We start from the raw sequence: 22,339 nt of genomic DNA, 5'->3' as shown, positions 1-22,339 counted from the left end.
CAGATACGGCTCCTTCGGCGGGGAACGGCACAGCTCGTGTCCTTGCACGAGGGGACGTCCAGCACGGAGCGAACGGCCTGCAGCGCGGTCGCGGAGGGCCAGGGCGACGGCCGGCTGCTGCCTGGAGTGCAGCGATCCGATGCCATCTTCTTCGGATCAGGTGCAGAGGCGAGCCGCACCGATTGTCGGTGAGGATCAATAGGCTGCGGCCCATGATCGAGAACAGGTCAGATCCGGCCCGTATCGGGGCACCCGCATGAACCCCGTGCAGGATGTGCTCGACCGCATCGAGACCGGCTCCGTCGCGAGCCTCGTGGCGCTGCTGGACGGCCTCGGCGACGATGACAAGCGTGCGGTGGCTCGGCACTTGCCCGCTCATCTGAGCAAGCGCGGGCGCGCCGGGTTCGAGGCCGAGCAGCGGGTCAGGGAACTGGCGCCCCTCTACCGCCTGGCCGGGGCCGCCTGCCTGAGCGGGGCGGAACAGGTGGCGTCCTGGCTCAACCGGCGGGAACTGCGCTGGGTGGAGCCGGAGGCCGACGCCACACGCGTCATGTCCGTGCTCGGGAACCGGCCGGTGGAGTGGCGCCGCGACCTGGCCGTCCGCCTGGTGCGGCGGCTGCGGCCGACCACCGGTTCGACGTGGCGGCGCGTGCGGGCGCTGGGAAACTGGGACCTGGCCGCCGCGCTGGTGATCGAGACGGACGCCGAGCCGCCGGAGAACGACGCGTTCGTGTCCGGGTGGGTGCTGCGGACGGCCGAGCGGCAACGGATGAACGGAGGAGCCCCGGTGCTCGCCGACGATCGGCTGCTCGATCACATGCTGCCGCGCCTGTTCCAGGCACAGGGCGTGGCGGACGGGCTGGACTGGAACCGTTGGGCGGACGGCCACACCATCATCGGCGAGCTGGTCGCGCTGGCCGGGACGGGCCGCGTGCCGCGCCAGGCGCTGCTCGACGGCTGCGCAAGCCGGTTCCTGGCCGGAGGCGATGCGGCTGAGGCCGGTCCTTTCGTCGCGCTGTGGCGGGAGTTGAAGCCGGAGGCGGCCGAGATCCCGGTGGTCGACTTCGTACGGCTGCTGCCGTCAGCGTCCTCGCCCGTCGTGCAGCTCGCGCTGGAGGAACTGCATCGGGCGGAGTCCGCGGGAGCGCTCGACGATGAGCTGTTCGCCGAGGCGGTCCAGGCGCTGGCGTACCGGCCGGAGAAGAAGAACATGGCGGCCGCGGTCAAGTGGATCGCCGACGCGCCCCCGTCCAAGGGCGGCGTCGCGCTGGCCGCCCTTGCGGCCGTGTTCGACGTGGACACGCCCAGCCTGCGCGAACGTGCGGTACGGGTCGCGGTCAAGCTCGCCCCGCACACCGCCGAACCCGCCAGGGAGGCGATCCGCGAGGCGGCCACCCGGTTGCCCACCGGCCTGCGCGAGCGGTTGGCCGCCGCCTTCGGCCCGGTGGACGGAGTCCAGCCGGAGCCCGTGGCCGCTCCCACGCTGAGCGCGACGCCGCTGCCGGCCCTGGCCCTGCCCATCACCTCGGTGACGGAACTGGCCGCCGAGCTGGACATGCCGCTCTGGCCGACGGACCCCCCGCGGTTCGAGCGCATCCTCGCCGCCATGGTCGGGCTGGCCCACCAGGACCGCGACGCCGTCGCGGCGGGGTTGCAGTCCTGGTGGCGGACGAACTGGCGGCACCCGTTCGAGGCGAGCACCCTCGTGTACGGCGTCGCCGGCTTCGACGAGGACATCGCTTCCCTGCTGTCCCGTTGCGCGCTGGCCATCGTGTCGCCCGCGGACGGCCGCGAGCTGACCGCAATGCTGAACGACGACAGCAGCCGCTGGCCGAGCTCCGAGCCCGCCCCGCAGCAATTCGTCCAGCGGCGTTTCCGTGAGGTCATGTCCCTGTTTGAACGGGGTGAGACGATCCCCGTTCTGCTGGCCACACCGACCTCGCCCACCGGGCACGTCGACGCCGCCACCCTGGTCGCGCGCATGGAACGGCTGGACGGAGTCGAGCCGCTCGAGTCCGACTTCCTACAGGCGTTGCTGCGGTTGCCGCGCCAGATCGATCCGGAGCTGGTCGTGCGGGCGGAGAAACTGCCGTCGGAGGCGGGCCGGCGGCTGGCTGCCTGCCTGCGCGACGGCGGGCTGCCCGACCCCGTCGTGACCTGGGAGCTCGAGGTGTTCGACCGCCCGGCGACCTACCACGAGTCGCTGCAGGAGGCGCATGCCCGACTCGCACCGCCCGAGGGCGTTTCCGGGCGGCTCGCCGAGCTCTGGACGCTGGCCCCCAAGGCCGGCTATCCCGCCTTCTCCCGGAACATGGTGTGGTGGCCGTCCATGATGCCGTCCCATCGGGAGGCCGTGGCCGCGCACGTACTCGAGTGCCTGCCATGGTTCATGGACAGCACTGATGGCCAGGTGGAGGTCGTGGCCGCCCTGGCGCACAACGACGGCCCGGTGGGCATCGCGACCGTGAGCACGATCGTCGTCGGCATGGGGCATCAGCTCCCTGCCCAGCGGGCCTTGGCCGCCGATGCGATCATCACGCTGGCCGCGTACGGGGAACTGCCCGCGGCTGACCTCGGCCGGGCCGTGGGCCACATGGTCCGCGGCGAGCAGGTCAAGCTCAACCGGATCACCGGCATCCTCGACGAGGTTACGGAGGCCGGGGCGCACGCCGAGGTGTGGACGGCCCTGGCGCAGGCGGTGCCGCTGCTGCTGCCCGGGCCCGGCGAGAAGGCCAGGGCGGGGCTGGGTGAGCTCCTCAAGGTCGCCGTGCGGGCGGCGGTGCGCGCTGGGGCGCGGGGCGACATACCGGGGCTGGCGGAGCTGGCCGCACGCAAGGGCTCGAGCCTGCTGATCCACGAGGCGCGGCGTCTGCACGAGGTGATCTCTGCCTGAGACGCCGCTCCGCTCTGGCGAGTTCGCCGAGACGCTGCCGGGCGTGCTCGGACTGCACGGCGAGCCCGAGGTGTGGCAGTGGCCCGAGGACGCCGGGCCTCCGCACCGCCCACCGGACCACCTGGTGTTCGATCTGTCCGATCTCGGGGGTGAAGAACCTGCGGGCAGTCGTCAGCGCTGAGAATGATCATGATTATGATCCGGCGACGGGCCGGTGAATCCCGCAAAAGCCCTACGACAGCTGCGGCGGAGCGGTTCCGCCGGTCACGGCATCAGCGGCCGAGCACCCCAGTGATCCGCAAGCCGTTCCGCAGCGTGGGTCTCTACCCTTGCCATCGCCCCTCGCGCCTGAAACGGCGCGACAGGGCCGGAGCCGGACGCCCGACGACGAGGAGAAGGATCTCAATGGAGTCCGAGAACGGCCGCAGGACCGCCCACGCGCGCATCGACAGGTGCCTGCGGGACGGATCGACCACGCTCGACCTGTCCTCCCTCGGCCTGAGCGAGACCCCCGAATCACTTGGCAATCTCACCCACCTGGCCAGGCTCGATCTGAGCGAGAACAACCTGAGCGACATACCCGACTCGCTGCGGGATCTCCCTGCTCTCACCGAGCTCGACCTGCGTGCAAACTTTCTGGAGACCGTATCCGACACGCTGGGAGACCTCGTCACCCTCAAGGTGCTCGACCTGAGTGAAAACGGCCTGAGCCAGGTGCCCGACTCGTTGGGAGACCTCATCGCCCTCACCGAGCTCAACCTGAGTGAGAACTATCTGAGTGCCCTGCCCGACACGCTGAAAAACCTCACTGCCCTCACCAGACTCAACCTGTCCTCGCTCGGGATGCTGGCGCCGGAGTTCTTCCCCACGCTCGGATTGACGACGTTGCCCGAATGGCTGGGCGACCTCACCAACCTCACCGAACTCGACCTGGGCGGCAATCAGCTCACCGCCCTGCCCGAGGTAATGGGCAACCTCACCAACCTCACCCTGCTGAATCTGAGCGGTAACCGGCTCACCGCCCTGCCCGAGGCGCTGGGCGGCCTTGCCGGCCTCACGAAGCTCAGCCTGTATGGCAATCAGCTCACCGCCTTGCCCGAGACACTGGGCGATCTCACCAACCTCACCGAACTCGACCTGGGCGGCAATCAGCTCACCGCCTTGCCCGAGACACTGGGCAACCTCACCAACCTCACCGGACTCCACCTGTGGAAGAACCAACTGACCGCCCTGCCCGAGACACTGGGCAACCTCACCAACCTCACCGAACTCGACCTGAGCAGCAACCGGCTCACCGCCCTGCCCGAGACACTGAAGGACCTCACCGACCTCACCGCGTTCACCGCACACGACAACCTGCTCACCACGGTGCCGGAGTGGTTGGGGGGCCTCACCGATCTCACCCTGCTGGGTCTGAGCGGTAACCGGCTCACCACCCTGCCCGAGACGCTGGGGAATCTCACCGACCTCACGATGCTCAGCCTGTACGGCAACCAGCTCACCGCCTTGCCCGAGACACTGGGCAACCTCACCAACCTCACCGATCTCGAACTGTGGAACAACCGGCTCACCGCCCTGCCCGAGTCGCTCGGCGACCTCCCCGACCTCACCTGGATCAACCTGTCGGGTAACCCGATCGACGTCGACGACCGCTCTTCAGATGGGTTGCAGGCTCCGGATCCACAAGATGGCTCCGCGTAGGTGAAGGTCGGCGAGGTAGCTCACACGCATGACCTACTGCTCCGCGATCACCTTGCCCGAGGACCACGTCGGCCGACTGCGGGAGCATCGTCTTCGAGATCTTCGAGGCACACCGAGATCGCCCTGCCGGTCCGCACACTCCGTCACCACCGCGTTTGCGCCAGAGCCGGTGACGTACAGTTCCGGGTGGCCTTTCTCAGGAGAGGGCCGCGATGGCCTGGACCTCGACTGCGGCGCCGTAGTGGAGCCGGCTGGCGCCGGCGACCGCGCGAGCGGGGCGGTGCCGGCCGATCCAGTCGGCGTAGATGGCGTCGAACGCCGGCCATTGATCGATGTCGGTGACGTAGACGGTGACCATGACGAGGCGGGACCGGTCAGTGCCTGCCGTGATCAGGCACTGGTCGAGGTTGTGGAGGACCTGGCGCGCCTGAACGTCGAACGCCTGGTCGCTCAGGGCAGTGCCGTGCTGGTCCACCGGAAGCTGGCCGGACACGTAGACGAGACCTCCGTGGATGGCGACATGGGAGTAGTGGCCCAGCGGCTGGACCAGGTCCGGGCTGTCGCGCAGGTGCATGATGTCGCTGCGCTCGGTGTTCGGGGTTGCGGGGTTGGGCATCGTGTTCCTTCGTCGTGATGGCCGGCGCCAGGAGTCGGTGGTCAGGACTGCTTGGCGTAGTTGTAGACGGTGCTCCGGGAGATCCCGAGCAGGTCTGCGATGGTCTCGGTGGAACTCCTGGAGGCGAAGTAGCCGTCATGGTGCAGCTGCCTGACAAGGTCTTTCTTGGCGGCACGGCTGAGTGCTCGTGGGGTGGCGGCCCGTTCGGCGGCGAACGTCTCGATGACGTCACGCAACTCCCGCGCTGTGCGGTCTCGCAGGGTCTCCAATGCCTCGCCTCGGTGCTCGACCTCGGTCGCCACCAGATTGGCCAGGCTGAGCGTCATGGGGGAGAGGGTCGACACGTCGAGGTTCAGGCAGAGTGCAGCGACGTAGCGGCCATCAGCATTCTTGATCCCGATCGACGTGCTCTTGACCGGACGACCGTCCGGGAACTGGTTGGGGTAGTTCTGGATCACGCTGGGGTAGTTCGGGTCGGCGATCCGGCGGAGCCCCAGCTCGGTGGCGGAGTCACCCACTTTGCGGCCGGACAGGTTGTTCTCGATAACGCGGATCGCGTGCTCTGGCTGGCGCAGGTCATGGAGGACCACTTCACACAGGCCTGGGAACATGCGTCCGATCGCGATCGCGATCTTCTCGGCTTCGAGTAGAAGGTGCTCGTCGGGGTCGTCAGAGTTCACGCTCGGCTCTCCTCTTCTGGATTGCTGTCGGTGTCGAAGACAGTAGCCATCTTCTCTGCGGACTTGAGTCCGGCGCCGGTGAGGATAACGACGGTGGTCTCGTCAGGGCCGATGGTGCCGTCGGCCAGGAAATGATCGAGGGCCGCTGCGGCGACGCTGCTGGTCGGCTCGGCGTACAGACCACGCGAGGCCAGCTTGCGCACGGCCGTACGGATCTGGTCCTCGGTGACTGCCACTGCCGCACCACCTGAGCGACGGATCGCCTCGACGGTCTCCGGGAGCCGGACCGGGTTGGCGATGGAGGCTCCTTCCGCGATCGTCGGGACCCGCGGTCCTCGGCTCTGCGGATCGATCCCGTTCACCGCGTCCGCGATGGTGGCCCAGTGCTCCGGTTGGCCGACCAGGAGTTTGGGGCGTCTGCCGATCTGACGCGCCTCGAGCAGCTCGCTGAACGCGATGTCACAGCCGAGGATGTTGCTGCCCGCACCCGCTACGAGCACGATGTTGTCAGGCGCCCTGAACCCGAGCGACTCCCACATCTCGTAGGCGATCGTCTTGGTGCCCTGCAGAAAGAACGGGTGCCAATTGTGGCTGGCGTAGGGGATCCGCTCAGACTGACGGATCGCCTCGTCGGACACCTGCTCCCGAGTGCCTTCGACGAGTTCGATCTGGGCACCGTACGCGCGTGCCTGGAGGATCTTGGCGGCCGACGTCGCCGCGGGGACAATGATCTTGGCGTGAATCCCGGCGGCAGCCGCGTAGGCCGCGACCGAGGAGCCGCCGTTGCCGGAGCTGTCCTCAAGGACGTGCGTCTCTCCCTGTCCGCGCAGGTGGGAGATCATCACCGTGATGCCGCGGTCCTTGAAGCTGGAGGTGGGGTTGAACCACTCGAGCTTGAAGTGGACGCGCAGCCCGTCCCAGTCCAGCGGCAGCATGGGGGTGCAGCCTTCTCCGAGACTCACCCGGTGTCGAGGGGAGACCGGGATCGCGGCCTGGTAGCGCCAGAGGGAGCGTTCGCCGGTGTCGATCTGGTCGGGCGTGAGCCCTGGCACCGGGCTGAGGGCGAGAGGCGTCCCGTCCTCACCGCGCCAGCGCCGGTCGGTGACCGCGTAACGCCGGCCGGACCTGTCGTAGAGGAACGGGGTATCGGTCATGGTGCTGGTGGTGTCGTTCATGGAGCTGTTGAAACCCTTCGGCAGGTGGCTCCCCCGCGAGGGGAACGTCAGATGAGTGGTCGAGGCGCGTGGGATGGACGGCTGGGTCAGCGCACCAGTTCGGTGGCCGCCGCGGGAACATCGCCGGCTTGTGTTGTTTCGTGGGTCGCGCCGCGGCCGAGGACGGCGACGGCCACGGCATTGCCGAGGATGTTCGTCGCGGTCCGGCCCATGTCGAGCAGTTGGTCGATCACCAGCAGCAGCGCGACGCCGGCCGCTGGGACACCGAAGCCGGGAACGACCGCGGCGATGATCACGAGCGCGCCGCGCGGCACGCCGGCCATGCCCTTGCTGCTCACCAGCAGGACGAGGCACATCAGGATCTGCTGGGCGACGGGCATGTCGATGTTGTAGGCGTTGACCAGGAACACTGACGAGAACGTCATGTACATCATCGAGCCGTCGATGTTGAACGCGTAGCCCAGCGGAAGGATCAGACCGGTCGTCCGCCGGTCGATACCGTAGGAAGTCAGCGAGCTGATCATCTTGGGGAATGCGGCCTCCGTGCTCGACGTCGAGAACGCGATGAACATGGGCTCGCGCACCGCGGCGATCAGCCGGAGCACTCCGCGGCCGAGGAACAGGGCCCCCACGGCGATCAGGGCGGCCCACAGGCCTGCCAGTGCGGTGTAGAAACTGACGATCAGCGCCCCGAATGTGGCGAAGGCGCCGACACCCTCCGCGGTGAGTGCTGCGGCGACGGCGGTGAAGACGCCGATCGGTGCGAGCGTCATCACGTACCCGGTGACCTTGAGCATTACGGTAGTGAGCTCGTCGATCGCGTCGGCCAGCCGGGAGTCGCCGGTGGCGGACTTGAGGGCGAGCAACGCGAGCCCGAAGAACATCGAGAACACAAGGATCTGGATCGGCTTGTTGGAGGCCAACGCCTCGATGAAACTCTGCGGGACAAGTCCCTCGATGAACGTGGCCGGCGTGACCGGCTCGGTCTCGATGCCGGACCCGCCTGCCGCCGGGGTCAGGTCCAGCCCGTTCCCCACGCCCATGGCGTGCGCCGCGAGAAATCCGTAGGCGCCGACGAGGAGCGACGCAGAGACGAACCACACCATCGAGCGGGCGAACAGCGATCCGAGGCCCGTGGCCTTCGCCATGCCGCTGATGCCACTGACGATCGTCGCGAAGATGAGCGGGGCGATCACCATCTTGATCAGATTGAGGAAGAGGTGCGTCACAGTCTCCAGGACCGCGACGATCTCCTCGCGGCTCGAGGCGAACTGGTAGTGCAAGACCAGTCCTGCTCCCACCCCCAGGACAAGGGCGCCGACGATCAGTCGGCTCATCAGATTATTCATGCAGCAACTCCAGACGGACGGTGTGACGCACCAGCCGGTGCGAGCGGCGGGGACCGAACGACCGTCACGGAGCAGTGGGCTGCAGGCTTCGCTCCAGGAGACGCTCGGTGTGGCTGGCACACATGTGGTCCCGCTCACTCACAGTCTTAGACAAGAATTGCAGAAATGCAAGAAAATTCTAAAAACGTTCCGTGCAGGTCTGATGGTTCTCGTCGCCCGGCGGGAGGTCCCCCGCGCGAGCCGCGTTTCTTCGCGGCCTCGGCGATCATGGCCTGCGTCAGCTCCTCGAAGACGCCGGCCGTGGCCCATGACCGGAATCTGTCGTAGACGGTGGACCAGGGGCCGTACTCGGCGGGCGGATCCCGCCACGGACTGCCGATACGAACCGCCACATCACGGCGTTGAACTGCCGCCGCAGGTCCGGGATCGGGCCTCGCTCACCCAGCGGCAGGTGAGGCTCGATCAAGGATCGTTCCTCGTCGGCGAGGTCTCCACCCGCCCTGACGATGGCCTACCAGGATTGCGGGCCGATGTGCAGGCGAGTCCCTATGATCTCATCTCCGTACAGGCCGCTAGAAGCGGTAGTGCAGGACGGTGGTCCCCTTGCGGGACCAGGCTGCGCTGCGTGCCGACAGCCTGGTGAACAGGCGCAGGGCCGTCGGGAACCGGGCGACCTCGGGCTCTCGCGTGAGCAGGATCTCCCTGACCAGCTTCAGCCGGGGGTTCCAGCGTTCGGGTTCGCGGGGATCGTCGAAGCCGGGAGACTTGAGCAGGTCCGAGACGGACTGGGTGCCGCGGTATTTTTTCGCGGCCCAGATGGCGAACCTGGAGTAGCCGTTGAAGGCGATCTCCCCGCTGGGGAAGCGGTCGGTGAGACGCTTCAGCAGGGCGATCATGTCCTCCTGGGTGAGGAACGCCAGCAGTCCGTCGGCGATGATCACGGCTGGCCGGTCGGAGGGGACCGCCTCCAGCCAGTTCAGGTCGACCAGGTCGGCGCCTATGCCGTGGCCGTTCGCGCGCTCCGGCATCACTTTCCGCCGGGCGGTGATGACATCGGGGAAGTCGACGTCGTACCAGTCGACGGTGGACGGCGGGTTGAGGCGGAATAACCGGCTGTCAAGCCCGGCTCCCAGGTCGAGCCCGACCGCGTTCGGGTGGCGGGCGATGAAATCCGCCGCCACCTCGTCCATTTTCTTGCTCCGATGCGCGATGTTGATGACGGGACTCTCGCTGAGCTTGAACCTGCCGCAGTCGTAGCCGAGTCTCCGGACGATCTCGTCGGCCATCTGGTCGCCGAGGATGGGGTCCGGCCTGCGGTAGTCGAGTGCCTTGCCGCACAGCGTCAGCCACAGGCTGTCCTCCATCGGGGTGAACTCCGGGAGGGTGATCGTCATAGGTCCGATCCTTTCTGAGGTGGATGTGAGGTTTCCCGGTTACGCGTCCCGGGCGACGGGGAGCCGGTCCGCCCCGACGTCTCCTTGGCGGCGATGCCGGGGCGAACGGCGGGCGAGCGGCTGAACAGCGCGGTGGATCAGGTGTCGGCGGCAGGCGTGGCCAGGCGGGTCCGTACGGGTGAACCAGGCGGGTCCGTACGGGTGAAAACGCCCGGCGGCCGCCGGAGCTCGGTGTCGTTCGCGGTGGGCCGTACACCGGCAGGTCACGTCGGCTCTGACGTGCGCCGGTAGCCGTAGATCCGTTCGCGGTAGGGCGGGATCACCTCTTCGAAGACGCCGATGATTTCCGAGGCAGCCAGCGCCAGGACTTGCGGATCCGGCCGGCCGGCCGGTTCGAAGGCGGCCCGGACGACGTGGGCGAGAGAGTCGGCCCGCGCCCGCACGTCCGGCTCGGCGGTCGCCGGATCCAGGTTGCCGAGAAGGTGGAAGCCGCTGTGTACCGCGCTCCACGCGTACGCCTGGTTCGGTACGTCGTCGCGGACCAGCCCGTGGCGGGTCAGCAGGTCGAAGAACCTGGCCGTGGCGAACAGGTCGTGACCGCGTATGGCGCTGTCGGCCATGCCGGCCTGCAGTTGTTTCGCGTCACCGCTGAACATGCTCCGCAGCACAGGCCGGTCGTGAACGATCAGGAACGACGCGGCCATCAGGCGGTGCGGCAGCACCATGGACGGGTCCGCGCGCAGCCCGTCCATGAGTTCGCCGACGTAGGCGATGGCCTCACGCAGGATCAGGGCTTCGAAGAGCTGCTGCTTGGTGCGCCAGTGCAGGTAGACGGTGCCCTTGCCGATCCCGGCCTGCTGGGCGATGTCCTCGATCGTGATTTTGCGGTAGCCGAGGCGTATGAGCAGGTCGGCCGCCGCGTCGAGAATCCGGTCCGCGCGATTGAGGTCCTGCCGTGGTCGTCCGGGCACCGTACACTCCCACTGATTTATTGACTGGGTTTGAAATATGGTCAATTAGTCACACCGTACTCCGCGGCCGAGGCGCTGACAACCAGGGATCGCCCCTGGCCGGGTGCCGCTCGCGGGGCAGGAAATCGACCGTCCCGTGGCCCGGTGGCAACCGAGGAAAATCCAACAGATATCGCTGACCAGCGTCGATGTGGAGCAGCCGAACGAGGTCAGCGGAATCCTCGGCCCGGCCCGCCGTATCTACCGACCGGCGCACCAGTTCTGCGGCACCCTCGCATTCGTGCGGTGCGCTCGATGCCGCTGGCCTTCGCGGCCGGTGCGGTGGTAGGCGTGCTGGGCAGGATGATCGGCCTGGGCGGCGCGGAGTTCCGGTTGCCGCTGCTGATCGGGTTGTTCGGCTTCGCCGCGCTGTCGCCGGAAGGCACGTCAACGCCCTCGGATGACCCGTTCCGCCCCCCTCCTGACCTCCCCGAGCCGGCTTGACGCGCGATCCGGTTCCAGTGCAGGTCCCCCGGAGCGGCTGGAGGGCGTCGGGTACTGATCCGCCGATACCGGCCACACCCCGCTGCCGGTTGTCGCCGGCCCTCTGGGATGTAGCACTTTCGCAGCATTGTGTGGCACCCAGGCCCCGGCGAGCCTGCCGTCGCGCTGAGACCCATCCGGCGCGGGTGACTGCGGAGGAGACAATCCACGCGCCCGCGCGTCGGCGATGCGGCGGCAATGGCGCGAAGGAACCCGGGCTGCACATCAGCAGCCCGGGTTCCGTCGTTCACCACGGCGCTGCGGCCGCTGCGATGGGAGGTCGCCGGCAGGCCGCAAGCGTGGGAGCCTACGGTGCGGAGATCTCGCGCACCAGGCGTGAGGTCCAGGGGCACCAGACCAGGCCGGGCAGGAACGCGCCGCCCGCTTCGTCCAGGTGGTCTTCGACGTAGGGAATCGTGGCGTCGCACACCTCGATGGCCTGCTCGAAGAAGTCGATCGTGTCGGGGTTGTAGTGGTAGCTCCAGCGCGGGTTGTAGGGGGCGGCGCGCTTGACGATCCTGCCGATGACATGGGGCTTGTCGGTGCTGGCGCCGCTGATCAGATCTCTTGCGTGCTGGATCTTGGCGGGGTCGGTGAGCTTGAGGACGGCCCTCTCCTGGGTGATGTCGGTGAACTCGAAGTAGGCCGTCGTGTCGGCGGCGTGCTGGGCGGCGTCAGTCGGCTGAGCCTGGGCGGGTGTGGCCAGGGCGAGCATCGTGACCGCTGCGAGTGCGGCGATCTTGGGGGTGATACGTCGCATGGGCATCTCTCCGGTGCCTGGTGGGCCGTGTCCACGGCCGTTCGCTACCGACTGTAACTGTTCGAGCACACAAAGTGCTCTCTGTTGTCCCCATTCGGACCCGCTCTTCGGCCCTGCAGTTTGGGATCGGGTCCGGTTCCGGGATTCTGCAGGGCGGCACCGCGTAGGCCGCCGGGTCCACTTCCGAGATCGCGGTCATGATCGATTCATAGCCGCTTTCCTCCGTATCTCGGTTGGACCTGCGAACGGGGCAGTGGCCCGCTCGCGGGAAACGGGCCGGTGGCCGGCAGCGGGGTCAGGCTCCGTCCGGTTCGGGTACGGCCGCGCCGAGCAGCTCCGTTTGCTCGCCGGCGGGGTCGGTGCAGGTGAGTTTCAGGCGCCGCCGCCGAGGATGAAGGCCATCCGGTAGGCGGCGTGGGAGTCGAGTTTGCGGCGGCCTAATGGTGACGTCGGGCATCGGAACCCTCCGAATGCCTCTGTTGATCAAGACTTGTGATCTTGCCCTGGGAGGTAGGGGCTGAAATGGTCGGCGACGATCCCCGCGATCGCAGCGGCGTCGCGGGAACCGTCGACTTCGATCACGCGGATGCCGAGCCGGTGGGCGGTGCGGACGGCGTCCTCCGCGACGAGGCGATCCCGGGTGAGGCGGTTGGCCTGTGCGCGGGCCGGATCGCTGACGCGGTGCCCGAGCGAGGCGGCGCGCGGTAGTTCTTGGAGCTGGTGTCGGCGGAACTCTGGCGTGGGCACCATGACGACCATCCGGCGCGGTGAGTCGATGATGGGAGCGACGAGTTCGGGGCGGAGTCCCCAGCCTTCGGCGATGATCGGATGGCCTGAGACAAGCGCGCGCAGGTCGTCCAGGGCCCACTCGAACCGGTCCGGGAAACCGGCCAGGGTCGCGGTGGCCATCTCTTCTGGGGTGGTGTGTACCCACAGCTTGTCCGGGTCGGGTTCGGTGGCGGGCTCGCCGAGGTCGACGCGTCGGGCGATCCGGCGATCGTTGTGACCGCGGGCGTCGTGGTAGTCGTAGTGATAGACGGTGATGCGGTATTGGACGGCCAAGAGCCGGGCCACGGTCGACTTTCCGGCCCATTGGCCGCCGCCGATCCACAATGCGCGGTGCAACGTGCCGAAGGGATCCTGGACTCCGCTGTCCGCAAGGGAGTCATGGCTGGTCATCCGGTGTCCTCCTATGTTGAGGTGCGGCGGCTGGTTTCGGCGGCGTAGTTGGTCCAGTCGCCCGCCGGCAGGCGTTGCCGGGCGAGGGCGACGTCGGTGTGGATACCCGGGGTTCGGGCGAGGATCACGGCGGGGATCTCGGTGGCGAGTTGGAAGAGCGCGGTGCTGCGGGTCTGGCCGGTGTCGAATCCCGAGCTGGTCCAGCCGCCGCGTCAGCTGCGCGGTGCTGATCGGCCGTCCCGGCCGGACGCCGGGGCTGACACCGCTGTTCTGGCAGCACGTCCAGCCCTGTGGCGAGGTACGGCTGGATGTCGCCAAGCGCCTGCCACTCGGAGGCCGTACAGGGGTGCTGGGGGATTGAGGCAGCGTGTGCCGGCCGAGTGAAGGCCGTGATGAAGCCGTCCTGAGAAGCGGCCCAGATATTCTCTGGCGAAGTACGGGCGTCCCGGCTCCGCGGAGGGCGAGACCGACAGGCGGCGATCCGTTGTGCGTCTGAACTGCTGCCGGTCGGCGGACTCGTTACGCGGGAAGGAACCATGGGTTTTCTGACGGACCTTCTCCGCGCGTCCGCTACGGCATCAGTGGTGGGGCGCAATGGAACGAATGTATGGTGGCCGCCTGATCGATGTTGAGCATCCGCTTTCGGCGGGGAGTCATATCCCAACGTCGTGTCCTGGCTGGAGTTTGCTGGATGGCTCATCCGGTCACCGAGACGGTCCGGCCCCTGACGGGCGCTCCACCGCGAAGTACCCGACTGTGGTGTGAGTGAGGATTGATACCAGATGTCGACAAGTGCGGCTTCAGCCGCCCGAGCCGGAAAGGCCGTGTCAGTGAGTCTTGAGGCCAGGGTGTCCGGCTGGTGAGAAGATCGGGATGCTTCGACATAGCAAAAGCAGTACTCGCAAGATTGCCAGGACCGCTGCCCGCCCTTGCCCTGAAGCACCGTGAGCTGCTGAAGTTCGCGGTGGTGGGTGGAGCAGCGTTCCTGGTGGACAACACGGTGTTTTATGGGCTGAAGCTAACTGTTCTGGAACCGAAGCCAGTGACTGCGAAGGTCATCGCGGTGCTCGTGGCGACGATCGTGTCCTATGTGCTGAACCGTGAATGGTCGTTCCGGACCAGGGGCGGTCGCGAGCGCCATCACGAGGCGGCGCTGTTCTTCCTGGTAAGTGGCGTCGGTCTGGTGCTCAGCTCCGTGCCGCTATGGATCTCCCGGTACGTGTTCCTGCTGGAGACCCCGGACGTGAGCCTGGTCACCCAGGAGATCGCCGACTTCGTGAGCGCGCAGGTCATTGGCACACTGATCGCCATGGTCTTCCGTTTCTGGGCGTTCCGGAAGTGGGTCTTCCCCGACGAGGAGGCCCACCCCGGCCGCGTGCGGCTGGCTCCAGCTCCCAAGCCCAAGGACGAGGCGGCCTGATCCACCCCTCCACTCGCCGGGCAGCCGCGGTGCATTGCCGCATCGAGGCTCCCTCAGCTTGTCGTTCAACCAAAGAACAACTCGGTCACGACCCTGCCGGAGATTGAAGCGCTCCCCACGGATGAATCCGGGGGATTCCCGTGACCGCCACTCGCCGGAAGGCTTTGCCGAGGATGACCGGGTGCCGGTGCACGCCGTAGGTGCGCGCCCTGGTCTCCGTGATCACGGGTGAGGATGGGGTTTCATGGCTCCTTCGTCTCTGGTGTCGCGCTCAGGCGAACAGCTCGCCGAGCGATTCGGGGTTGACAGGGGACGGGGCTTCCCGGTGCGCGTGCCCATCAGCTCGCGCACCGGGAAGTCCCAGGCGCGCTCGCGGACGTCAGACAGTCGATGAATCGGTGCTCGGCCCCGGGCACGATGAGTAGCCCGACATCCTCATCGGCGGCGATGAGCCGGGTGACCAGCCGCAGTGTGTGGCCCGGGTGGACCTGGGCGTCCATGCCGGCGGGTGTGGGCCAGGTGAGCGAGCCGGCTTGGCCGCCATGGCCGGGCTCGGCCCCTTCCCCGACCCGGCACACCGCCGTGCCACGGGGTCCGGACAGGACCCCGGTGACCAGCTGCCGCCGCGCGGGTCGGCATGCCCTCAAGCGGCGTCGAGGGCTTCGGTGATCTTGCGGATCATCGCAGCCAGGGTCGGGCTGGGCTCGCCCTGGTGGGTCCGGGCGGCTGCTTCGATGGCGACGACGACGGTGCCGCGGAAGTTGTCGGCCTCGGCCGGAGCCTGCTCCTTGAGCAGGATCATGGCCGCCGTCAGGGCCGGCAGCACCTGGTCGGCCAGGTCGGCTGTGGACCTGCCCCATTTCACGCCCTTGGGCGCCTTGGTGAGCACGTGCCCGACCAGACCGGTCGCGGAGGTCAGGGCGATGGAGCCGTGGGTGGCGACCTTGTGGGCCGAGTCGGCGACGCCGGCGGCGGACATCAGCGAGACGGCGCCCCACGCGGCGGTCCGTAGGGTGAGCTTGTCCTGGTCGGTAAGGGTGACGGACATGATGGTGTGCTCCTTTGAATCTGTTCCGAAGTCCGATTGAACGGACGGATGGTGAAATGCGGTCCTGGTGGTGTCCGGTATCTCGATTGCGCAGGTCGGGTCGTCCGAGGGGATCTCACCCAGCCTTGAGGTCGCAATCGCTGAACCGTTCATGGCATCCACGATCGCCGACCGCTCTGATACCGGGCTGTTGCCGTCCTGACGCGGCCGCTGACACGACACCGCATGGTCGGCGGCGAGCGCGCGGGCCGGTCAGCTGGGTCGAGGGCTCCGGTGATCTTGCGGGCCATCTCAGAGGGGCGGGATCGCCGCCGTCAGCACCCCGGTGTCGATCGCCAGGGCCCATCGTCGTGCCTGGGTCGGCGCCATCAAGGCGGTTCGTCGTGCGGGCCTTCGTCGTCGCGGAAGTGGCCGCCGCCGGCGAGGTAGAGGCCGTATGGCGGAGATCGGCACGATCCCCGACCTGCCCAGCCGGGGTGTCGGGACGCTCAGGGGCTGAGCGTGTACGCCATGCGGACGTACACGGCATGTGAGGAGGAGCACGCCTACACCCGCCGCGTCCACGGTCCCGGGAACGAGTCCTTGAGCGTACGGGCGATCGAGACCGAGCTGATCTCATCGTCCACGGATGGTCCGCTGCGCCCGTCTCGGACGCGGCATGCGACGACATCGACTCGTGCCGGTGATCGACGTCACTCAGGTCTGTTCGGCTTTCTCGCCGGTGAGGCGAATCCTTTGACGATGTCAGTGCCTCATATACGTGTCCCGGCAATCCCGCCGGCGACACGGACATGGAGGTTGTCGTGGTCGTAGGTATCGCCGTCGCCGTCGGTGCCGTGCTCATCTGCACGTGTAGTGTCGTCGTGCTCCGCCGAAGGAGGCGTGGACGTGGCTGAGACGACATGGTCGGACGAGCGACTGGTCGCCGCCGCACGCGGCGGCGACGTCCAATCGATCGCAGCGCTGGTGTCGGATGCTCACCCGCACGTGCAGCGGTTCGCGCGGTCGTTGTGCGCCACGCCTGAGGACGCTGAGGACGCTGCGCAGGAAGCGCTCATCGTCCTCTATCGCAAGATCGGAACCTTGCGTGCCACGGGTGCGCTCGTTTCGTGGATGTTCCGGATCATTCGCAATGAGTGCATCCGGCGGGCGCATTTCATGAAGCGGCCTCTGCCGCCGTTCACCGAGGCCACCGTGGTGCCGTCGGCCGAGGACGAGGTGTTCGAGCGTCTGGAGGCCGCGCGCGTGGCGGATGCGATCGCCGCGTTGCCCGCCGATCAGCGGCAGGTGCTGATCATGCGGGACGTACAAGGACTCAGCGGGCGGATGGTCGCCGACCGGCTGGGGCTCAGTACCGCGGCGATGAAGTCGCGGTTGCATCGCGCCCGTACGGCGGTACAGCGCACGTTGTCCGATCCAGCTCCGGGGGATCTCGATGCCGCTGTTTGACCGCTCACGTGAGATCTCGTTGTTGTCGGATCCGGGTTCCTGGAGATGCCGATGACTGATGAACAGAGCTTCGCGAGTTCGTCGCTGTCCCGGCACCTGGTGCGCGGTGCGGTCGGTTTCGGGGCGCTGATCTGCTCGGTCGCGCTCATCCCGGTGGTCGGGCCGGTCAGCTTGCTGCTCGCCGCCGTCGGGGTGTTCGCTTTCCGTGGATGTCCGACCTGCTGGGCGATCGGGCTGGTGCAGACGATCTCGAGGGGGCGGCTACAACGTTCGTGCTCGGACGGCGTTTGCGAGCTGAAGGTCGCCGACCGTCCCCGAAGCAGCGTCTGAAGGCCGGCGCGGCCCGGCGGGTTATGGGTTGCCGCAAGGCGTGTACCGGCGAGCCATCGGCACGGGCCAAGGATTTGCAGCAGGGAGCGGGCCATGCCCGCTCAGCATCGCTTACACAGGCTCACAGCAAGATCAACCTCGTTTGGGGCTCCTGACGGGCTTCTTACCGGCGCCTTGTGATCGCGACCCGCAGCACGAGACCGAGTCCGGGCTGGACGTGGTCGAGGACTACAACGGCGTCAACGACTGAATCCGCTTCGGCGAACGCGGCGAGCCGGCCTCCAGCAAGCGCGAGGAGCAGGAGCTCGGGATGCCGTGCCTGCAGATTCCGCAGAACTGTCCCGGATCATCAACACGTTGACGGTCCGGGACATCCTCGCCGACGGACGCCTGAAGTCACGAACCCGGCGATTCCGAGGACTCCGCTGCCGAGATGCCGAGGGCGGACAGGAACGCCGCGGCGACGGGGGACGGGGGGAAGCGGCTCCAGATGAGGTACTCCATGCGCGCAGGAGCGTCGCGAAGCTGGAGAACGGCCAGATCGGGGAGTTCGGACACGAAGGCGGCGGGCATCATCCCGATGCCCAGGCCCTGCCGGATCAGGCGAGCTATGAAGTCCACGGTCGTCGCTTCGAAGGCGACCTCGCGCCGGACTCCGGCCGCTGCGAACGCCTCGTCCGACTGGGCCCGGGCGGCGGTGTCCGGGGGGAAGTCGACGAACGGTTCGTCCGACAGCTGGTGCAGATCCACGCGTTCCTGGTCCGCCAGCGGATGGTCGGGCGCCATCACGGCGACAAGGTCACCACGCGCCAGTTCGCGACCGCGGACGCCCTGAGGGTGCGCGTTCGGGGGAAGCCCCAGGAAGGCGGCGTCCAGGGTACCCTGCCGCACCCGTTCGATCAGCTCCTCGCTCGCGCCGGAGCGGAGACTGATCCGCACCTGCCGATGCCGCAGGTGGAACTGTTTCAGCGTGGCCGGCAGGTCGACCGCCGTGACGGTGGGGATGGCGCCGACGGCCAGCCGGCCACGGATCTCACCGGCGGCGGCCGCCACCTCGGCGCGGGCCCGTTCGGCGGCGTCGAGAGCCTGGCGGGCCGCGGGCAGGAACGCCTCACCGGCGGGGGTCAGACGGACGCGGCGGCTGGTGCGGTTGAACAACTTGGCGCCCAGCTCACGTTCCAGCTTGGCGATCTGGTGGCTCAGGGCGGACTGGACGACCAGGCACTGCTCGGCGGCCCGGGTGAAGTTGCTCGTCTCCGCGACGGCGACGACGTAGCGCATCTGCTGCAGTTCCATGGATTAATCGTGATGCACGATCGATCCGATGACAAACATGCGTTGGACTCATTGATCTCCTGTCGCCGAAGCTGGGCGCATGACGACGACGATTTCCCATTCGGACGGCGGCCTGTCGCGCGGGCTGCTTCTGCTCATGTCGGTGGCGACCGGGTTGGCGGTCGCGGGCAACTACTTCGCGCAGCCGTTGCTTGACCTGATCGGCCGGGAGATGGGGATCGGACCATCGTCGGCGGCGCTGTTGGTGACGGCCGCACAGGCCGGGTACGCATTGGGGCTGATCCTGCTGGTGCCGCTCGGCGACCTGCTGGAGCGGCGGCGGCTTGCCGTGTCGCTCTACGCGGTGTCCGCGGTGTTTCTGCTGGTGTCGGCGACCGCCCCCAACGGTACGGTGCTCTTGGTCAGCACGGCCCTGACCGCGCTGACCTCGGTGGGAGCCCAGGTCGTGGTGCCGTTCGCGGCGACGCTGGCGGCCCCGGCCGAGCGTGGCCGGGTGGTCGGCACGGTGATGACCGGGCTGATGCTCGGCCTGTTGCTGGCGCGCACCGCGTCCGGGGCGTTGTCGGAGCTGGGCGGGTGGCGGACGGTCTACTGGGCGGCCGCGATCTTGATGGCGCTGATGGCCGTGCTGCTGCGTACCTTCCTGCCCCGGCTCGGCGGGGACGGCGGAGGCCGGTCCTACCCGGGTCTGCTGCGTTCGACGGTGGCGATGTTCCGGTACGAGCCCTTGTTGCGGTGGCGGGCGGGCATCGCCGCGTTGAGCCTCGCCTCGTTCAGCGTGCTGTGGACGGCGCTGACCTTGCTGCTGGTGGGCTCGCCCTACAGCTGGTCGGAGTCGGCCATCGGACTCTTCGGGCTGGTCGGCGCCGTGGGTGCGCTGACCGCCACGGTAGCAGGGCGGCTGGCCGACCGTGGGTATGTGCAGGTCGTGACCGGCGCCGGGACGGTCCTGCTGGTGGTGTCCTGGGCGGCGATCGCGGCGGGGGCGAGCACGCTGGTCTGGCTGCTCGTCGGCGTGATCGTGCTGGACCTGGCGCATCAGGCGGTGCTCAACAGCAGCCAGAACGTCATCTACGCGCTGCGGCCCGAGGCCCGCAACCGGATCAACTCCGCCTTCATGACCTGCCTTTTCGTCGGCGGCGCGGTGGGGTCCGCGCTGGCTGCGGTGGTCTGGGCGCACGGCGGCTGGACCGGCGTGTGCGTCTTGGGCGCCACCTTCTCGGCCGGGACCGTCGTGCTCTGGGTCCTGGAGCGCATCACTGCCGGCCGGACGGCAGGAAAGCCTGCGAAGACCGCAGTTCATCAAGGCCATGACGCGACACCGGCCGCCTCGGCCAACTGATCCAAGGAGCTGAAACCATGCACGTCACCGTGTTCGGAGCGGCGGGAGACATGGGAGCCGCGTGGCACCCGAGGCACTCGCCCGTGCGCGGTTGACGGCCGGCGTCGTCCGCAACCAGATCCGTATCCCCGTCCCCACCAAAGGAGAATGAACGTGTCGCGTACCGTGCTGATCACCGGAGCCACCGGAACCGTGTCCACCGCGCTGATCAATGCGCTGGAAGGGGCCGATGTGGACCTTCGCGCTCTCGTCCGCGACGAGTCCAGAGCGGACGGCCCGCGCGGGCAGGGCGCCGAGGTCTTCGTCGGCGACCTCGATGACCCCCGGTCGCTGCCGCCCGCCTTCGAGGGTGTGCAGGACGTGTGGCTGCTCACCCCAMACGGCCCGCGTGCTCCGGAGCACAACATGAACGCCGTGTGGGCCGCACGCCAGGCCGGCGTGGAGCGCGTCGTGCGCCTGTCCGTCGTCGGTGCGGCACACGACGCGCCGAACCGCAGCGGCAGGCTGCACGCGCTGTCGGACCGGGAGACCGAACGGTGCGGCATGCGCTGGACGATCCTGCGTCCCCACTGGTTCATGCAGAACCTGCTGAACGAGGCGGGCGACATCGCCGCCACCGGCACGTTCTCGCTGAACATGGCCTCGGCGCGGATCGGCATGATCGACGTGCGCGACATCGCCGACTGCGCCGCCCGCGTGCTCCTCGACGGCCCGGATCGCCACCACGGCCAGACCTACACCCTCACCGGCCCGCGCTCGCTGACAGTTGACGAGGTCGCCGCCGAAATGGGGCTCACGCTCGGCAGGCCCATCACGTACCTGCCGGTCGGCGACGACGCCAAGCGCAAGACACTGCTCGGCTACGGCGTTCCGACATGGATCGTCGACATGCTCGAGGAGTACGCGCAGGCGTACGTCTCCGGCTGGGGAGATTTCACCACCGATACGGTCGCCGACCTTCTCGGCCGCCCCCCGCGCGACATCGCCGGCTTCGTCCGCGACCACGCCGCAGCGTTCACCCCGGCCGAGGACAGCTGAAGCGACCCGCTGGTCAGCCGCGGGGTTCTTGTGACGCCGCGGACCACTCCGCGATCTCCGTCGGGGAACTCGCGGCGGCCCTGCCGGATGAGGCGACCGGCCCCGACACCATCAGAGCGGATTCGCCGCCGCGTACTGACCTGCCCGTGCGGCGGTGGCCGACCAGGAGCCAGAGTCAACGAGCTTCCTCATGCCGCTGTCGGCCGCGACCCCACCAAGAAGCCATGGCACTCGATAGGGCCTGAACAAGCTAGGAGGGCATCAGATGATGCGATCAATCAGGGGCCTCGGGGCGCTTCTCGCCGCCCTCGCACTGGCCGTCACCATAGGCGGTTCCGCCGGAGCGACATCGGACCGACGGGCCGGGACATCTCCGACATCCATCTCATTGCCTGACGGCTTCCAGCCCGAGGGCATCGCCATCGGCTCCGGCCCGTTCGCCTTCATCGGCTCCATGGCCGACGGTTCCATCTACCGCGCCGACCTGCGTACCGGACGCGGCGCGATCATCAGTCGCGGCCCCGGCACACCATCCCTTGGAATGCAGATCGACGAGCGTGGACGGCTGTTCGTGGCGGGCGGCACGGGCGGCGACGCGCGCGTCGTCGACTCCCGCACCGGCCGGGTGCTGGCCACCTACCGGCTGGCCACCGGCCCGGCGTTCGTCAACGACGTCATCCTCACCAAGGGCGCCGCGTGGTTCACCGACTCCACCAACCCGGTGCTCTACAAGCTGCCGCTGCGCGACGGACGGCTGCCCACCGCCGCGCAGCGGATCCCTCTCACCGGGGACCTGGTGTACGGCGACGGCTTCAACGCCAACGGGATCACGCCGACTCCGGACGGCCGGGGCCTGATGGTCGTGCAGTCGAACACCGGTGGGCTGTTCCGCGTCGACTGGTCCGGTGCGACCCGCCGGGTGGACCTGCACGGTGAGTCGTTGCGGGAAGGCGACGGCCTGTTGCTGCGCGGCCGGACGTTGTACGCGGTGCAGAACCGGCTCAACGCCGTGGCCGTCCTGCGGCTGAACGCGGCGGGGACCGACGGCCACGTCGTGCGGCGGGTGAGTGATCGCCGGTTCGACGTACCGGCGACCGTGGCAGCCTTCGGGTCCCGGCTGTACCTCCCCAACGCCCGCTTCGACACCAGCCCGACCCCCACCACCCCGTACACCGC

20 protein-coding genes are annotated in these 22,339 nt (G+C 68.2%); 9 read left to right on the top strand and 11 right to left on the bottom strand.

Annotated elements, in window-relative coordinates:
* Nucleotides 1–256 precede the first annotated feature (256 nt).
* On the top strand, nucleotides 257–2,893 hold the full coding sequence (locus tag CA984_RS05780) for a DUF7825 domain-containing protein (RefSeq protein ID WP_133061557.1): 2,637 nt from the start codon (nucleotides 257–259) through the stop codon (nucleotides 2,891–2,893).
* 405 nt (nucleotides 2,894–3,298) lie between these two features.
* Entirely contained in the window at nucleotides 3,299–4,594 is a 1,296-nt protein-coding gene (locus CA984_RS05775) for a leucine-rich repeat domain-containing protein (RefSeq protein ID WP_165781117.1), read from the top strand.
* A 196-nt stretch (nucleotides 4,595–4,790) separates the two neighbouring features.
* Here CA984_RS05775 and CA984_RS05770 read toward each other — a convergent pair whose 3' ends face one another.
* The 7 genes from CA984_RS05770 to CA984_RS05740 form a co-directional block, all read right to left on the bottom strand.
* Complete coding sequence (locus CA984_RS05770) at nucleotides 4,791–5,210, bottom strand: RidA family protein (protein ID WP_086568952.1); 420 nt, start codon at nucleotides 5,208–5,210, stop codon at nucleotides 4,791–4,793.
* 41 nt (nucleotides 5,211–5,251) lie between these two features.
* Nucleotides 5,252–5,890 (bottom strand): helix-turn-helix transcriptional regulator, encoded by a 639-nt coding sequence (locus CA984_RS05765; protein WP_086568950.1) that lies wholly within the window; start codon nucleotides 5,888–5,890, stop codon nucleotides 5,252–5,254.
* Nucleotides 5,887–7,065, bottom strand: coding sequence for a threonine synthase (locus CA984_RS05760; protein ID WP_086568948.1), 1,179 nt, complete (start codon nucleotides 7,063–7,065; stop codon nucleotides 5,887–5,889). Before CA984_RS05760 ends, CA984_RS05765 begins: the two co-directional genes overlap by 4 nt.
* An 86-nt stretch (nucleotides 7,066–7,151) precedes the next feature.
* Nucleotides 7,152–8,414 carry a dicarboxylate/amino acid:cation symporter gene (locus CA984_RS05755; RefSeq protein WP_086568946.1) on the bottom strand — a complete coding sequence of 421 codons (1,263 nt, stop codon included), beginning with the start codon at nucleotides 8,412–8,414 and terminating at the stop codon, nucleotides 7,152–7,154.
* 146 nt (nucleotides 8,415–8,560) lie between these two features.
* Nucleotides 8,561–8,806 carry a transposase gene (locus CA984_RS49195; RefSeq protein WP_086568944.1) on the bottom strand — a complete coding sequence of 82 codons (246 nt, stop codon included), beginning with the start codon at nucleotides 8,804–8,806 and terminating at the stop codon, nucleotides 8,561–8,563.
* 180 nt (nucleotides 8,807–8,986) lie between these two features.
* Nucleotides 8,987–9,808, bottom strand: coding sequence for a class I SAM-dependent methyltransferase (locus tag CA984_RS05745; protein WP_086568942.1), 822 nt, complete (start codon nucleotides 9,806–9,808; stop codon nucleotides 8,987–8,989).
* Nucleotides 9,809–10,071: 263 nt separating this feature from the next.
* Entirely contained in the window at nucleotides 10,072–10,779 is a 708-nt protein-coding gene (locus CA984_RS05740; RefSeq protein WP_086568939.1) for a TetR/AcrR family transcriptional regulator, read from the bottom strand.
* A 294-nt stretch (nucleotides 10,780–11,073) separates the two neighbouring features.
* Between CA984_RS05740 and CA984_RS47030 the strand changes: the two genes are divergently transcribed.
* Nucleotides 11,074–11,262, top strand: a complete 189-nt coding sequence (locus tag CA984_RS47030) for a hypothetical protein (protein ID WP_086568936.1) — start codon at nucleotides 11,074–11,076, stop codon at nucleotides 11,260–11,262.
* A gap of 346 nt (nucleotides 11,263–11,608) precedes the next feature.
* Here CA984_RS47030 and CA984_RS05730 read toward each other — a convergent pair whose 3' ends face one another.
* Both CA984_RS05730 and CA984_RS05725 read right to left on the bottom strand, forming a co-directional pair.
* Nucleotides 11,609–12,061, bottom strand: a complete 453-nt coding sequence (locus tag CA984_RS05730; protein ID WP_086568934.1) for a BP74-related protein — start codon at nucleotides 12,059–12,061, stop codon at nucleotides 11,609–11,611.
* A 483-nt stretch (nucleotides 12,062–12,544) separates the two neighbouring features.
* The gene (locus CA984_RS05725) at nucleotides 12,545–13,240 is read right to left on the bottom strand and encodes a hypothetical protein (RefSeq protein ID WP_165781116.1); all 696 of its coding nucleotides are present in this window, start codon (nucleotides 13,238–13,240) and stop codon (nucleotides 12,545–12,547) included.
* An 859-nt stretch (nucleotides 13,241–14,099) separates the two neighbouring features.
* On the opposite strand from CA984_RS05725, the gene CA984_RS05715 reads away from it, so the two are divergent.
* On the top strand, nucleotides 14,100–14,660 hold the full coding sequence (locus CA984_RS05715; protein ID WP_086568932.1) for a GtrA family protein: 561 nt from the start codon (nucleotides 14,100–14,102) through the stop codon (nucleotides 14,658–14,660).
* Nucleotides 14,661–15,303: 643 nt separating this feature from the next.
* On the opposite strand, the gene CA984_RS05705 is transcribed toward CA984_RS05715, so the two are convergent.
* Nucleotides 15,304–15,708 carry a hypothetical protein gene (locus CA984_RS05705; RefSeq protein WP_086568930.1) on the bottom strand — a complete coding sequence of 135 codons (405 nt, stop codon included), beginning with the start codon at nucleotides 15,706–15,708 and terminating at the stop codon, nucleotides 15,304–15,306.
* A gap of 888 nt (nucleotides 15,709–16,596) precedes the next feature.
* Between CA984_RS05705 and CA984_RS05700 the strand changes: the two genes are divergently transcribed.
* Nucleotides 16,597–17,157 carry an RNA polymerase sigma factor gene (locus tag CA984_RS05700; protein WP_086569041.1) on the top strand — a complete coding sequence of 187 codons (561 nt, stop codon included), beginning with the start codon at nucleotides 16,597–16,599 and terminating at the stop codon, nucleotides 17,155–17,157.
* A gap of 51 nt (nucleotides 17,158–17,208) precedes the next feature.
* Nucleotides 17,209–17,487 (top strand): hypothetical protein, encoded by a 279-nt coding sequence (locus CA984_RS05695; protein ID WP_086568927.1) that lies wholly within the window; start codon nucleotides 17,209–17,211, stop codon nucleotides 17,485–17,487.
* Nucleotides 17,488–17,883: 396 nt separating this feature from the next.
* Here CA984_RS05695 and CA984_RS05690 read toward each other — a convergent pair whose 3' ends face one another.
* A complete protein-coding gene (locus CA984_RS05690; protein WP_086568925.1) occupies nucleotides 17,884–18,783 on the bottom strand; it encodes a LysR family transcriptional regulator in 900 nt (299 codons plus the stop codon).
* Between the two features lie 79 nt (nucleotides 18,784–18,862).
* On the opposite strand from CA984_RS05690, the gene CA984_RS05685 reads away from it, so the two are divergent.
* The 3 genes from CA984_RS05685 to CA984_RS05675 form a co-directional block, all read left to right on the top strand.
* Nucleotides 18,863–20,125, top strand: a complete 1,263-nt coding sequence (locus CA984_RS05685) for an MFS transporter (protein ID WP_207620749.1) — start codon at nucleotides 18,863–18,865, stop codon at nucleotides 20,123–20,125.
* A gap of 153 nt (nucleotides 20,126–20,278) precedes the next feature.
* Complete coding sequence (locus tag CA984_RS05680) at nucleotides 20,279–21,163, top strand: SDR family oxidoreductase (protein ID WP_086569036.1); 885 nt, start codon at nucleotides 20,279–20,281, stop codon at nucleotides 21,161–21,163.
* 388 nt (nucleotides 21,164–21,551) lie between these two features.
* Nucleotides 21,552–22,339: SMP-30/gluconolactonase/LRE family protein (locus tag CA984_RS05675; protein ID WP_207620748.1), on the top strand; the 788-nt coding region annotated here is incomplete at its 3' end.

It is taken from the genome of Streptosporangium minutum (genome assembly GCF_002149035.1).
Lineage (GTDB): Bacteria > Actinomycetota > Actinomycetes > Streptosporangiales > Streptosporangiaceae > Streptosporangium > Streptosporangium minutum.
This window is presented reverse-complemented; position numbering and strand designations above follow the sequence as displayed.